Below are 13,195 nucleotides of genomic sequence, written 5' to 3'. Positions count from 1 at the left end.
GTAATAATGGATCAACAACGACTCACCCATTTACGGCAGTTGGAGGCGGAAAGCATCCATATCATCCGTGAAGTCGCGGCCGAATTCGCCAATCCGGTGATGATGTACTCCATCGGTAAAGATTCCTCGGTGATGCTGCATCTGGCCCGCAAGGCGTTTTTCCCGGGCACGCTGCCGTTCCCGCTGCTGCATGTGGATACCGGCTGGAAATTTCGCGAAATGTACCAATTCCGCGATCGCACCGCCAAGGCCTACGGCTTTGAGCTGCTGGTGCACCGCAACCCGGACGGCGTGGCGATGGGGATTAATCCGTTTATCCACGGCAGCGCCAAGCATACCGATATCATGAAAACCGAAGGCCTCAAGCAGGCGCTGAACAAGTACGGTTTTGACGCCGCGTTCGGCGGCGCCCGGCGCGACGAGGAAAAATCCCGCGCCAAGGAACGCATTTATTCATTCCGCGATCGTTTTCACCGCTGGGACCCGAAAAACCAGCGGCCGGAGCTGTGGCACAACTATAACGGCCAGATCAATAAAGGCGAAAGCATCCGGGTCTTCCCCTTGTCCAACTGGACCGAACTGGATATCTGGCAATATATCTATCTGGAAAATATCGAAATTGTGCCGCTTTACCTGGCCAAGCCGCGCCCGGTGCTGGAGCGTGACGGCATGCTGCTGATGGTTGATGACGACCGCATCGACCTGCAACCCGGCGAAGTGATCGCCCAGCGCATGGTGCGTTTTCGCACCCTCGGCTGCTGGCCCCTGACCGGCGCGGTGGAGTCCACGGCGCAAACCCTGCCGGAGATTATCGAAGAAATGCTGGTGTCCACCACCAGCGAACGGCAGGGCAGGGTTATCGACCGCGATCAGTCCGGATCGATGGAAATGAAAAAGCGTCAGGGTTACTTTTAAGGAGCGATCGTTATGAACTCGACTATAGCTAAACAGATCGCCGAGCAGGGCGGGGTAGAAGCATACCTGCATGCGCAACAGTATAAAACCCTGCTGCGGTTTCTCACCTGCGGCAGCGTGGATGATGGCAAAAGCACCCTGATTGGCCGGCTGCTGCACGACACCCGCCAGATCTACGAAGATCAGCTGACCACGCTGCACTCCGATAGCAAACGCCTGGGCACCCAGGGAGAGAAGCTGGATCTGGCTTTACTGGTGGACGGGCTGCAGGCCGAGCGCGAACAGGGCATCACCATTGATGTGGCCTACCGCTATTTTTCCACGGAAAAGCGCAAGTTTATCATTGCCGATACCCCCGGGCATGAGCAATATACCCGCAATATGGCCACCGGCGCCTCCACCTGCGATTTGGCGATTCTGCTTATCGACGCGCGCAAAGGCGTGCTGGATCAAACCCGCCGCCACAGCTTTATCAGTACGCTGCTGGGGATTCGCCACCTGGTGGTGGCGGTAAACAAGATGGATCTGGTGGACTACGACCAGACCGTCTATGAACAGTTTAAACAAGATTATTTGCATTTTGCCGAAGAGTTGCCCGTCGATCTGAGCATCACGTTTGTGCCGATTTCGGCCCTGGACGGCGACAACGTCGTGACCCCCAGCGCGGCAATGCCCTGGTATAACGGCCCGACCCTGCTCGATGTGCTGGAAACCGTGGAAGTCATTCGCCTCAACGAACAGCAGCCGATGCGTTTCCCGGTGCAATATGTCAACCGGCCCAACCTGGATTTCCGCGGTTACGCCGGCACCATGGCGGCAGGGGTGCTGCGGGTGGGGCAACAGATTAAAGTGCTGCCTTCCGGCGTCACCTCCTCCATCGCCCGCATTGTCACCTTCGACGGCGATCTGACCGAGGCCTGGGCCGGCGAGGCGATTACCCTGGTATTGGCGGACGAAATCGATATCAGCCGCGGCGATCTGGTGGTTGACGCCGGCGAAACGCTGCAACCGGTGCGCAACGCCCTGGTGGACGTGGTCTGGATGACCGAACGGCCGCTGGTGGCCGGCCAGAGCTTTGATATTAAAATCGCCGGTAAGAAAACCCGCGCCCGAATCGAAAATATTCAATACCAGGTGGAAATCAACAGCCTGACCCAGCGGGTGGCGGATAGCCTGCCGCTCAACGGTATCGGCCTGGTGGAGATGGCGTTCGACGAGCCCATGATCCTGGATAAATACCCCCATAACGCCGTCACCGGCGGCATGATCTTTATCGATCGGCTGAGCAATGTCACCGTCGGCGCCGGCATGGTGCGCGAACCCCTGGCGGAGGTATTTCAGGAACCGCAGGCGCACAGCGACCTGGAACTGGAGCTTAATGCGCTGGTTCGCCGCCACTTTCCGCACTGGGGCGCCCGCGATTTGCTGGGAGGAAAATAACCATGTCCGGTCCGCTGCACGTTTCGCCGGACGAAAATGTCGTCTGGCACGACCATCCCGTGGCCCGGGAGGAACGCGAGCGCCTGCATGGCCATCAGGGTACGGTACTGTGGTTCACCGGCCTGTCCGGGTCGGGTAAATCCACCCTGGCGGGCGCCCTTGAGCAGGCGCTGCATCAGTTGGGGGTCAGCACCTACCTGCTCGACGGCGACAATGTGCGCCACGGCCTGTGCCGCGATTTGGGCTTTAACGATGCGGACCGGCGGGAAAATATCCGGCGGGTGGGCGAGGTGGCCCGCCTGATGGTGGATGCGGGACTGGTGGTGCTGACCGCGTTTATCTCGCCGCACCGCTCGGAGCGCGCCATGGTGCGCGATCTGCTCCCCGCCGGGCGCTTTATCGAAATCTACGTGGATACGCCCCTGGCCATTTGCGAAGCCCGCGATCCCAAAGGTTTGTATAAAAAAGCCCGCGCCGGCGAACTGCGCGATTTCACCGGCATCGACTCGGTTTACGAGGCGCCGGAGCGGCCGGATATTCATCTGGATGGCCAACAATTGGTAACACATTTGACCCGCCATTTATTAGACGTGCTGCGCAGTCGCGTTATTATCGGTTCCTGAGAAGCCAAATCGGCGGCGCGCTCCGGCGCGGCGCCGTATCATGAGCCCAGGATGCGAGATTAATGCTGAATGTCACCCAATCAAAGCGCGTTATGCCGGTAAAACTGACCAAAGCCCCGGGTGTCGAACGCGGCGCGGAAGAACCGGCCTATGGCTTTTGGGGGGCGATGGCGGGTTTTATCTTCTACTGGCTGGCTTTTGCCGTTCCCATTCTGCTCTATGGCGCCAATGCATTATTCTTCCTGCTCTACACTTGGCCGTTCTTTCTGGCGTTAATACCGGTGTCGGTATTGATCGGCCTGATTTTCAGCGTGCTGCTGGCCGGGCGTCTGTTATTGATGATCCTGTGCATCGGCGTATCGGTTTTCTGCCTCTTCTGGTTAGTTTTCGCACAGCTTACGGGGTGGTAAATTTCGCCGCGGGAGTTACCTGCGGTAACAAACCGTAAAAAAGCATCAACAATCAGCGCAATAAAGCAGCTTTCAAGGGTTTTACCCCTTCATTTTGTCACCCGGTGTGGAGTCCTGCCATAAGTTATGGGATGATTGGGCAGTCTTTCAGGGGGCGGGGATGGGAAAACTTACGCTGCTACTATTGGTTCTGCTTGGCTGGCTGCAATATTCTTTATGGCTGGGTAAAAATGGCGTACACGATTTAGTCCGGGTAGAGGATGACGTGTCGGTCCAGCAGGCCGGTAATGCGAAGCTTAAAGCGCGCAACGATCAGTTATTTGCAGAAATCGATGATCTAAACGATGGGCAAGAAGCCATCGAGGAACGATCTCGCAACGAGCTCGGCATGATTAAGCCGGGAGAGAGTTTCTATCGCCTGGTGCCGGACCAGTCTAAACGCCGGTCGGCGGCGCCTGCCGCGCAAGAAAATCAATAATGGCCTTTTTAACGGGGGCTTTCCCCGACGTCATCGCTATTTTGCCGGCCGCCGGCATCGGCAGCCGCATGCAGCGGGATTGCCCTAAACAATATCTCACCATCGGGGATAAAACCCTGCTTGAGCACGCCATCGCGGCGCTGCTGCGCCAGCCGTGCGTGCGCCGGGTGATTGTGGCCATCAGCGCCGGGGATCGTTATTTCGATACGTTGGCCATTGCCGGCGATAGCCGGATAAGCCGGGTAATCGGCGGTCGGGAACGGGCCGATTCCGTCTTGGCCGGCCTGAAGCAAGCGCGGTCGCACGCACAGGACGGCGATTGGGTGCTGGTGCACGACGCCGCCCGCCCTTGCCTGCATCAGGACGATTTAACCCGCCTGCTGGCTATCACCGCCCATACCGCCATCGGCGGCATCCTGGCGACGCCGGTCAGGGATACCATGAAGCGCGCCCGCGCCGTCGCGCCGGATCATGCGCCAGAGGCCATTACCGGCGAAACGGCCATTGATCATACGGTGGATCGCCAAAATCTGTGGCATGCCCTGACCCCGCAACTGTTCCCCCTGTCCCTGCTGGAAGCCTGCCTGACCCGCGCGCTCAGCGAGGGAGCCCGGATCACCGATGAAGCCTCGGCGCTGGAGTATTGCGGCTACCAGCCTTTGCTGGTGGCCGGCCGCGGGGATAACATCAAAGTCACGCGGCCGGAAGATTTAGCCCTGGCGCGGTTTTACTTTACCCAATTGCAACAAGAATCCCTGGCGTAGCGTTGTCGCGGCGCTTAAGCAACGTACTTAAGCGCCGCGGTTGATTAACGCGTTTATTCGCGCATCTATGCATTACCACGCGCGCCCATATCACAAGGAGAACCGAAAATGCGTATCGGTCATGGTTTTGATGTTCATAAATTCGGCGGGCCGGGCCCGTTGATTATCGGCGGCGTGCGTATACCTTACGCGCAGGGCCTGCTGGCTCATTCCGACGGCGATGTGGCGCTGCATGCCGCGACGGATGCCCTGCTTGGCGCCGCCGCGCTCGGGGATATCGGTAAATTATTCCCGGATACCGATGCCGCCTATAAAAATGCCGACAGCCGCGGATTGTTGCGCGAAGCCTGGCGCCGCATCCAGGCGAAAGGCTACCGTTTGGGCAATATCGATATCACCATTATTGCCCAGGCGCCGAAAATGGCCCCGCATATCCCGCAAATGCGCGTCCATCTGGCGGAAGACCTGCAATGCCATATGGACGATGTCAATGTCAAGGCGACCACCACCGAACAGCTGGGTTTCACCGGACGTGGCGAAGGCATCGCCTGTGAGGCGGTGGTGTTGCTGCTAAAAGCGCAATGATAAATCCCCTCAATCACCAAGAGCTGTTCTGGCTGCACGGTAAACCCGCGGCCAGCGGTATCATCAAGGCGCGGCCCGAGGATTTCCTGGTCATGGAAGATCTGGGATTTATACCCGACGGCGAGGGTGAGCATGTGCTGGTACGGCTGCGGAAAAGCGGCTGCAACACGGTGTTCGTCGCCGAAGCGCTGGCGAAATTCGCCGCCATCCCGGCCCGCGCCGTGAGCTACGCCGGGCTAAAAGACCGCCATGCGGTCACCGAGCAGTGGTTTTGCCTGCATTTGCCAGGCAAAGACGCGCCGGATTTCACCGCGTTTCACTTGGAAGGCTGCGAGGTTATCCAGGTTACCCGGCATCTGCGCAAACTGCGCATCGGCACCCTGAAGGGCAATGCGTTTACCCTGGTCCTGCGCGAAATCAGCGATCGCGCGGCGGTGGAACAGCGTCTGGAGAGTATCGTCCGCGACGGGGTGCCAAACTATTTCGGCAGCCAGCGCTTCGGCCATCACGGCAATAATATCGATCGGGCGCTGCGCTGGGCGCGGGATGAAATCAAGGTGAAAGAGCGCAGCAAACGCAGCTTTTATCTCTCCGCCGCCCGCAGCGCGCTGTTTAACCTGGTCGTCAGCGAACGGCTGCGGCGCCTGGGCCGCTGGCAGGTGCTGGCCGGGGATGCGCTGCAACTTACCGGCCGGGGCAGCTGGTTTATCGCCACGCAGGACGATATGCCCACGCTGCCGGAGCGCGTGGCCCAAGGCGAACTGAGCCTGACCGCGCCTTTGCCCGGGGACGGATTGCCCGGCAGCGCCGGGGAGGCGCTGGCGTTTGAGCAGGAATGCCTGGCCGGCCAACCGGAGCTGCTGGCATTATTGGCCCGCGAGCGGGTAGAACCGGCCCGCCGGGCTATACTGCTGAAACCGGCCGACATGCGCTGGTCGTGGCAGGATGATAGCGTGCTGACGCTGTCCTTTGCCCTGCCCGCGGGCTGTTTCGCCACCAGCGTAGTGCGGGAACTGCTCGACGCGGCGGCTGATATCGCATTATAGGGCCGGGTAACCGCGCACGGCGTGAATTTTGTTTATCAGTAGGGATTGCAGGCTTCACCGCCGTGGCGTTTCATGCCATTATTGCTTTTATTTGCCGCCCGTAAATCCGGACATTCGTTTGGGGTGACGGGGCGGTCTTTGCCCAATGGGTGGGCGGCGCGTTTAAAAACTACTCATAATTAATAAAGCTAATAACGATATGCGCATACTGCTGAGTAATGATGATGGAATCCATGCGCCCGGCATCCAGTTGCTGGCGGACGCCATGCGTCGTTTTGCCGACGTACAGGTGGTTGCGCCCGATCGCAACCGCAGCGGATCGTCAAATTCATTGACCCTGGATGTCCCGCTGCGCACCATTAAACAAAGCAACGGGGATATCGCCGTACAGTCCGGCACCCCCACCGACTGCGTGTATCTCGGAGTGAATGCCCTGATGCGCCCCGGTCCCGATATCGTGGTATCCGGCGTTAACGCCGGCGCCAATCTGGGCGATGATGTCATCTATTCCGGCACGGTGGCCGCCGCCATGGAGGGGCGTCACCTGGGATTGCCCGCGCTGGCCATCTCCCTTAACGGCACCCGGCACTACGACACCGCCGTGACCGTCGCGTGCCGGCTGATTCGCGCGCTGACCAGCGAGCCGCTGCGGACCGGTAAAATACTTAATATCAACGTGCCCGATGTGCCCCTGTCGGCCATCAAGGGGATCAGGGTAACCCGCTGCGGCAGCCGCCATCCGGCGAATCAGGCTATCCGGCAGCTGGACCCGCGCGGGCATGAAATGTTCTGGATCGGACCGCCGGGAGAAACGTTCGACAACGGCCCCGATACCGATTTTGCCGCTATCGAACAAGGGTACGTCTCCATTACGCCGCTACAGGTGGATTTAACCGCTTATTCCGCCCAATCGGTGCTCACGTCTTGGCTGGAAAATGCGGAGGTCAGCGGCAAATGGTAAACCGGCGCACACAGGCATTATTGGACCAACTCCGCCAACAGGGGATTCAGGACGAGCGGCTGCTACAGGCCATCGAATCGGTACCGCGCGAGCGCTTTATCGACGAAGCCTTTGAGCATAAGGCCTATGATAATACCGCGTTGCCCATCGGTTCCGGCCAGACCATCTCGCAGCCTTATATCGTTGCCCGCATGACCGAGCTGCTGCGCCTTAAACCCACTTCCCGCGTATTGGAAATCGGCACCGGCTCGGGTTATCAGACCGCCATTCTGGCGCACCTGGTGCAGCATGTCTGTTCGGTCGAACGGATCAAAAAACTCCAGTGGCAGGCCAAGCGCCGCCTGAAACAGCTTGATTTGCATAATGTATCCACCCGCCATGGCGACGGCTGGCTCGGCTGGCCTTCCCGCGGGCCTTTTGACGCCATTATCGTCACCGCCGCGCCGCCGGAAATCCCATCCGCGTTAATGGCCCAGCTCGACGAGGGCGGCATCATGGTCTTGCCGGTGGGGGAGGATACCCAGGATTTGACCACCGTCCGGCGCCAGGGAGGCGAATTCATGGTGGAAACCGTCGAGGCCGTACGTTTTGTCCCCCTGATTCGTGGGGAACTGGCATAATCCGCCGCCTATTTTCCCTTTCTTCCTGCTTCCTTAGCGCCCCACGCGGCGGTTTAAATTTCTATACAACTGTTTTATGGCGCCTTCCGGTGGATGTTGCTAGCATTAACTGCATAAAATTAAACTTTCGGAAATAGCTGAAAATACTCTCATTCATGAAGTAATGAGAGAAAATAGGATGTATAACGATAATGTCTGGCATGTTTGGAATGATGATTGGCTTTGCTGCCATAGGGGAGAGATGAGCATGGGAAGCCCAAAGCGCTATTGGCGCCGCCTTGCGGTATGTTCGATGGCCAGTATATGGTTGGCGGGATGCGCCAGTGACGATACTTCAGCACCAATCAGTAGCGTGGGCGGCGATAACAACGGCGGCATGACGAGCCCCACCCCGGTACAGAGACCGAAATTACAGCCGCCGGCGCAATCACAGGCGCTGGCGCAGCGGCCGCAACTACAATCACAACCACAGTCACAACCGGTGCAACAACCGGCATTGCAACCACAGACCGGCGCGGCTGGAAACATCAGTCCGGTTAACCGATCGCCCCAGGGCACGATTGTTTATAATCGAAGTTATACCACTATTCCAAAAGGTTCCTATGGCGGATCTACCTATCAGGTCAAACCTGGTGATACATTGTTCTATATTGCCTGGATTACCGGAAATGATTACCGTGATTTGGCAAAAAGGAATAATATTCCGGAACCTTATGGGTTGAACGTTGGTCAGACATTACAGGTAAGTAACGGAACGGCACCTCTCACCGGCAGCAGTACGCCGCCGGCAAGCGGCGGCGGAATGTTGGCCGGGAGCGCAAGCAATCCGGTCAGCGCGGGCGCCAGTGTCGCAGCCAACTCGCCTGAGAATACGAAAATGCTGAGCTCGGGTATTGATTCTCAAGCAAACAATGAGTATTCTGAAGATTCAGGTAAACAGAATGTAGGGAAAATGTTGCCATCAAATGGCGGCAAAATGTTACCCACATCGGGTGCAGTTGTTGCGACAACCGCGCCTGTTACCGCCCCCAGCTCAACGTCAAGCAGTACAGCGTCTGGCAACACTGCGATAACCGGTTGGCGCTGGCCAGCGGACGGGAAGATAATCGATAACTTTTCTGCATCAGAAGGCGGAAACAAAGGGATCGATATTTCCGGTTCACGCGGTCAAGCCATCCTGGCAACTGCCGGCGGACGAGTTGTCTACGCAGGCAACGCGCTGCGAGGGTACGGAAATCTGATAATCATCAAACATAATGATGATTACCTGAGTGCATATGCCCATAACGATACGATGCTGGTCCGGGAACAACAAGAAGTAACTGCCGGACAGAAAATCGCTACCATGGGTAGCACAGGGACCAGCTCGGTTAGACTGCATTTTGAAATTCGTTACAAGGGGAAATCCGTAAACCCGCTGCGTTATCTTCCGCAGCGATAAATTGGTCGGAATATTTAGCTATTCTGTCCTGGGATCACGGGTAGGAGCCATTTATGAGCCAAAATACGCTGAAAGTTAACGAGTCACATGAAGATGCCGAGTTCGATGAGAACGGAGTTGAAATATTTGACGAGAAAGCGTTGATCGACGAGCCCGCTGACAATGATTTAGCGGAAGAAGAGTTGTTATCCCAGGCGGCGAGCCAACGCGTCCTGGATGCCACGCAGCTTTACTTGGGTGAGATTGGATACTCCCCGCTGCTCACCGCAGAAGAAGAAGTTTATTTTGCAAGACGTGCACTTCGGGGTGATGTTGCCTCACGACGTCGTATGATTGAAAGCAACCTGCGGCTGGTGGTAAAAATCGCCCGCCGTTACGGCAACCGCGGACTGGCGTTACTGGATTTGATCGAGGAAGGTAACCTCGGGCTTATCCGGGCGGTGGAAAAATTCGACCCTGAAAGAGGGTTCCGTTTCTCTACTTACGCCACCTGGTGGATTCGCCAGACCATTGAACGGGCAATCATGAACCAAACCCGTACCATTCGTCTGCCTATCCATATCGTAAAAGAGCTTAACGTTTATTTACGTACCGCCAGAGAGTTGTCCCACAAGTTGGATCATGAACCAAGCGCGGAAGAAATTGCCGAACAGCTTGATAAACCGGTCGATGACGTCAGCCGCATGCTGCGTCTTAACGAGCGCATTACTTCGGTGGACACCCCGCTGGGCGGTGACTCCGAAAAAGCCTTGTTAGATATTTTATCCGACGAGAAAGAAAGCGGGCCTGAAGACACCACCCAAGACGATGATATGAAGCAAAGTATCGTTAAGTGGCTGTTCGAACTCAACGCCAAGCAGCGTGAAGTGCTGGCCCGTCGTTTCGGTTTGTTAGGTTATGAAGCCGCCACGCTTGAAGATGTCGGTCGTGAAATCGGTTTGACCCGCGAACGCGTTCGTCAAATCCAGGTTGAAGGCCTGCGTCGTCTACGCGAAATCCTGCAGGGGCAGGGGCTGAATCTGGAGGCTTTGTTTCGGGAGTAATGCCTCCTGAAAACCAGAGACGGCAGATATTGCGAAAAGGCAGGTCTTTCGCCATTCTCCGGATTCATTAGCCAATAAAAAACGGTGGGGTTGATTCCCCGCCGTTTTTTTATGCCTGCGATTCCAGATGCCGGTTACACCATGGCCTTCAGGCGATACAGCCACTCCAATGCCTGGCGCGGCGACAGTGAATCCGGGTCCAATCCTTCCAGGGCCGCCACGGCCGGCGCGGTCTCTTCCTGCGGCGGTTGCAGGAGCGAAAGCTGCGAACCTTCCACGGTGCTGCCGGTGGCGCTGTTGGATAAGGTCTCCAGCTCCTTGAGCTTTTGCCGCGCCCGCTTGATCACCTCGCGCGGCACCCCCGCCAGCGCCGCTACCGACAGGCCGTAGCTTTTACTGGCCGCGCCGTCCTGTACGGTATGCATAAAGGCGATGGTCTCGCCCTGTTCCAGCGCGTCCAGATGGACATTCAGCACTCCTTCCATTTTTTCCGGCAGCGTGGTCAGCTCGAAATAGTGGGTGGCGAACAGCGTCATGGCTTTAATCCGGCCGGCCAGGCATTCGGCACAGGCCCAGGCCAGCGATAAACCGTCATAGGTCGATGTGCCGCGGCCGATTTCGTCCATCAGCACCAGGCTTTGCGGGGTGGCGTTATGTAAAATATTGGCCGTTTCGGTCATCTCCACCATAAATGTCGAGCGGCCGGACGCGAGATCGTCCGCCGCGCCCACGCGGGTAAAGATGCGATCTACCGGACCTATCACCGCCTGCGCGGCCGGCACGAAACTACCGATATACGCCATCAGCACAATCAGGGCGTTTTGGCGCATGTAGGTGCTTTTCCCGCCCATATTCGGGCCGGTGATAATCAGCATCCGCCGCTGCGCGGAGAGCGACAGCGGATTGGCGATAAACGGCTCGCTTAATACGCGTTCCACTACCGGATGGCGCCCGGCGGTAATTTTAATGCCCGGTTGTTCGGAAAGGGTGGGGCAAACATAATTCAGGGTTTCGGCCCGCTCCGCCAGGTTGCTAAGTACGTCCAGTTCCGACAACGCCGCCGCGCACTGCTGTAATGGCGCCAGGTGGGGCAACAGCAGATCGAACAACTGGTCGTAGAGGGCTTTTTCCAGCGCCAGCGCTTTCCCTTTCGAAGTCAGCACCTTGTCTTCATATTCTTTTAGCTCGGGAATAATATAGCGTTCGGCATTTTTCAGCGTTTGGCGGCGCACATAGTGAATCGGCGCCTGGTGGCTTTGCCCGCGGCTCAATTGGATATAATAACCGTGCACGGCGTTAAACCCGACCTTAAGGGTATCAAGCCCGGTCCGTTCGCGTTCGCGGATTTCCAGGCGATCCAGATAGTCGGTGGCGCCGTCGGCCAGCGCCCGCCATTCGTCAAGTTCCGCATTATAGCCGGGCGCGATGACGCCCCCGTCGCGCACCAGCACCGGCGGCGCCTCGACCACCGCGCGTTCAAGCAGTACCCGCAGTTCATCAAATAGCCCGACCTGCGCCAGCAAATGCCGGATATGTTCGGTGGGCTGCGTGGACAGGACCTGGTGGATGGCCGGCAATTGCTGGAACGCGTGGCGCATGCGCGCCAAATCCCGCGGACGGGCCGAGCGCAGCGCCAGCCTGGCCAGCACGCGCTCCAAATCCCCTACCTGATGCAGCAGCGGCTGTAATTCGGCGCAGGGCTCCTGCAGGCTCTTGATGGCCTGCTGGCGATGGGTGAGGGCGGCGAGATCCCGGGTGGGCATATGCAGCCAGCGTTTAAGCATCCGGCTGCCCATCGCCGTAACGCTATGATCCAGGATTTCCGCCAGCGTATTGTCAAAACCGCCGCTCAGGTTTTGGGTCAGTTCCAGGTTACGCCGGGTGGCGGCATCCATCACGATGCCGTCCTGCTCCCGCTCCAGGGTAATGGCGCGGATATGGGGCAAGGAAGTACGCTGGGTATCCTTGACGTATTGCAGCAGACAGCCGGCGGCCCGCAGGGCGGCGCCGGCACGCTCGATGCCGAACCCGTTCAAGTCGCGGGTGCCGAACTGCAAGTTGAGCTGCTGGCGGGCGGTGGCCAGTTCAAATTCCCAAATCGGACGACGGCGCAGCCCGCGGCGATGCTCGATCAGCCCCATGTCCTGCAAGGTTTCGGGAAACAGCAGTTCGGCGGGATTGGTACGCTGCAGCTCGGCGGCCATGGCTTCGGCATCGGCCGGTTCACAGACCAGGAAACGCCCGGAGCTGATATCCAGGGTGGCGTAACCGAAGCCCTGCGGCTCCTGCCACACGGCGGCCAGCAGGTTATCCTGCCGTTCATTGAGCAGCGCTTCGTCGCTCAGGGTGCCCGGCGTAACGATGCGCACCACGCGCCGTTCCACCGGCCCTTTGGCGGCGGCCGGATCGCCGATTTGCTCGCAAATGGCCACCGACTCGCCCAACTGCACCAGCTTGGCCAGATAAGTCTCCACCGCATGATAAGGCACGCCGGCCATCGGAATCGGTTCACCGGCGGACTGCCCGCGTTTGGTCAGGGAAATATCCATTAGCTGCGACGCGCGTTTGGCGTCGTCATAAAACATCTCATAGAAATCGCCCATCCGGTAGAACAGCAGGATATCCGGATGCTGCGCCTTCAGGCGCAGGTACTGCTGCATCATGGGGGTGTGGCTATCTAAAATATCGGTATCATTCATTCGCTTAATCTTGGTAATCCATTGAATTTTATGAAAGGCGACCAGGTTGTCCGCTACGTTGCCCGCTGACGAAATCAACCCGTTTTCTACCGCTATACTAGCTTAGGGGCCGCCAAACTAACACCGGTAAAAACGAATACTGCCGGCCGGCTTCACGCTGCCGGCGCAAG

Annotated in this window: 13 protein-coding genes; 12 read left to right on the top strand and 1 reads right to left on the bottom strand. The window is 58.1% G+C overall.

The features are described from left to right. Nucleotides 1-6 precede the first annotated feature (6 nt). From cysD to rpoS, 12 genes are all read left to right on the top strand, one after another. Nucleotides 7-915: a sulfate adenylyltransferase subunit CysD gene (gene cysD, locus ACL2XP_RS21155; protein WP_413735133.1), complete on the top strand. Its 909-nt coding sequence runs from the start codon at nt 7-9 to the stop codon at nt 913-915. A gap of 12 nt (nt 916-927) precedes the next feature. Further along, nucleotides 928-2,355: a sulfate adenylyltransferase subunit CysN gene (gene cysN / locus ACL2XP_RS21150; RefSeq protein WP_413735131.1), complete on the top strand. Its 1,428-nt coding sequence runs from the start codon at nt 928-930 to the stop codon at nt 2,353-2,355. Nucleotides 2,356-2,357: 2 nt separating this feature from the next. Then, nucleotides 2,358-2,978: an adenylyl-sulfate kinase gene (gene cysC / locus ACL2XP_RS21145; protein WP_413735130.1), complete on the top strand. Its 621-nt coding sequence runs from the start codon at nt 2,358-2,360 to the stop codon at nt 2,976-2,978. A 92-nt stretch (nt 2,979-3,070) separates the two neighbouring features. After that, on the top strand, nt 3,071-3,388 hold the full coding sequence (locus tag ACL2XP_RS21140) for a DUF3561 family protein (RefSeq protein WP_413739244.1): 318 nt from the start codon (nt 3,071-3,073) through the stop codon (nt 3,386-3,388). Nucleotides 3,389-3,548: 160 nt separating this feature from the next. Further along, complete coding sequence (gene ftsB, locus ACL2XP_RS21135; RefSeq protein ID WP_413735128.1) at nt 3,549-3,866, top strand: cell division protein FtsB; 318 nt, start codon at nt 3,549-3,551, stop codon at nt 3,864-3,866. Further along, on the top strand, nt 3,866-4,630 hold the full coding sequence (gene ispD / locus ACL2XP_RS21130; RefSeq protein ID WP_413735127.1) for a 2-C-methyl-D-erythritol 4-phosphate cytidylyltransferase: 765 nt from the start codon (nt 3,866-3,868) through the stop codon (nt 4,628-4,630). The genes ftsB and ispD overlap by 1 nt, the downstream gene beginning before the upstream one ends. Before the next feature lie 108 nt (nt 4,631-4,738). Next, entirely contained in the window at nt 4,739-5,215 is a 477-nt protein-coding gene (gene ispF / locus ACL2XP_RS21125) for a 2-C-methyl-D-erythritol 2,4-cyclodiphosphate synthase (protein WP_413735125.1), read from the top strand. After that, nucleotides 5,212-6,261, top strand: a complete 1,050-nt coding sequence (truD, locus tag ACL2XP_RS21120; protein WP_413735124.1) for a tRNA pseudouridine(13) synthase TruD — start codon at nt 5,212-5,214, stop codon at nt 6,259-6,261. The genes ispF and truD overlap by 4 nt, the downstream gene beginning before the upstream one ends. A gap of 199 nt (nt 6,262-6,460) precedes the next feature. After that, the gene (gene surE, locus ACL2XP_RS21115) at nt 6,461-7,222 is read left to right on the top strand and encodes a 5'/3'-nucleotidase SurE (RefSeq protein WP_413735122.1); all 762 of its coding nucleotides are present in this window, start codon (nt 6,461-6,463) and stop codon (nt 7,220-7,222) included. Then, nucleotides 7,216-7,842: a protein-L-isoaspartate(D-aspartate) O-methyltransferase gene (locus tag ACL2XP_RS21110; protein ID WP_413735121.1), complete on the top strand. Its 627-nt coding sequence runs from the start codon at nt 7,216-7,218 to the stop codon at nt 7,840-7,842. Before surE ends, ACL2XP_RS21110 begins: the two co-directional genes overlap by 7 nt. Before the next feature lie 163 nt (nt 7,843-8,005). Beyond that, nucleotides 8,006-9,283, top strand: coding sequence for a murein hydrolase activator NlpD (gene nlpD / locus ACL2XP_RS21105; RefSeq protein WP_413735120.1), 1,278 nt, complete (start codon nt 8,006-8,008; stop codon nt 9,281-9,283). 53 nt (nt 9,284-9,336) lie between these two features. After that, nucleotides 9,337-10,326 carry an RNA polymerase sigma factor RpoS gene (gene rpoS / locus ACL2XP_RS21100; protein WP_413735119.1) on the top strand — a complete coding sequence of 330 codons (990 nt, stop codon included), beginning with the start codon at nt 9,337-9,339 and terminating at the stop codon, nt 10,324-10,326. Nucleotides 10,327-10,460: 134 nt separating this feature from the next. Here rpoS and mutS read toward each other — a convergent pair whose 3' ends face one another. Next, entirely contained in the window at nt 10,461-13,025 is a 2,565-nt protein-coding gene (gene mutS, locus ACL2XP_RS21095) for a DNA mismatch repair protein MutS (RefSeq protein ID WP_413735118.1), read from the bottom strand. Nucleotides 13,026-13,195: the final 170 nt, after the last annotated feature.

The organism is Sodalis sp. RH21, from assembly GCF_047324175.1.
GTDB lineage: Bacteria > Pseudomonadota > Gammaproteobacteria > Enterobacterales > Enterobacteriaceae > Acerihabitans.
This window is presented reverse-complemented; position numbering and strand designations above follow the sequence as displayed.

What these genes read in the sequence shown, in the direction of transcription:
- cysD (WP_413735133.1), top strand. Translation starts at nt 7, where the DNA reads ATGGATCAACAACGACTCACCCATTTACGGCAGTTGGAGGCGGAAAGC.
- cysN (WP_413735131.1), top strand. Translation starts at nt 928, where the DNA reads ATGAACTCGACTATAGCTAAACAGATCGCCGAGCAGGGCGGGGTAGAA.
- cysC (WP_413735130.1), top strand. Translation starts at nt 2,358, where the DNA reads ATGTCCGGTCCGCTGCACGTTTCGCCGGACGAAAATGTCGTCTGGCAC.
- ACL2XP_RS21140 (WP_413739244.1), top strand. Translation starts at nt 3,071, where the DNA reads ATGCCGGTAAAACTGACCAAAGCCCCGGGTGTCGAACGCGGCGCGGAA.
- ftsB (WP_413735128.1), top strand. Translation starts at nt 3,549, where the DNA reads ATGGGAAAACTTACGCTGCTACTATTGGTTCTGCTTGGCTGGCTGCAA.
- ispD (WP_413735127.1), top strand. Translation starts at nt 3,866, where the DNA reads ATGGCCTTTTTAACGGGGGCTTTCCCCGACGTCATCGCTATTTTGCCG.
- ispF (WP_413735125.1), top strand. Translation starts at nt 4,739, where the DNA reads ATGCGTATCGGTCATGGTTTTGATGTTCATAAATTCGGCGGGCCGGGC.
- truD (WP_413735124.1), top strand. Translation starts at nt 5,212, where the DNA reads ATGATAAATCCCCTCAATCACCAAGAGCTGTTCTGGCTGCACGGTAAA.
- surE (WP_413735122.1), top strand. Translation starts at nt 6,461, where the DNA reads ATGCGCATACTGCTGAGTAATGATGATGGAATCCATGCGCCCGGCATC.
- ACL2XP_RS21110 (WP_413735121.1), top strand. Translation starts at nt 7,216, where the DNA reads ATGGTAAACCGGCGCACACAGGCATTATTGGACCAACTCCGCCAACAG.
- nlpD (WP_413735120.1), top strand. Translation starts at nt 8,006, where the DNA reads ATGAGAGAAAATAGGATGTATAACGATAATGTCTGGCATGTTTGGAAT.
- rpoS (WP_413735119.1), top strand. Translation starts at nt 9,337, where the DNA reads ATGAGCCAAAATACGCTGAAAGTTAACGAGTCACATGAAGATGCCGAG.
- mutS (WP_413735118.1), bottom strand. Translation starts at nt 13,025, where the DNA reads ATGAATGATACCGATATTTTAGATAGCCACACCCCCATGATGCAGCAG.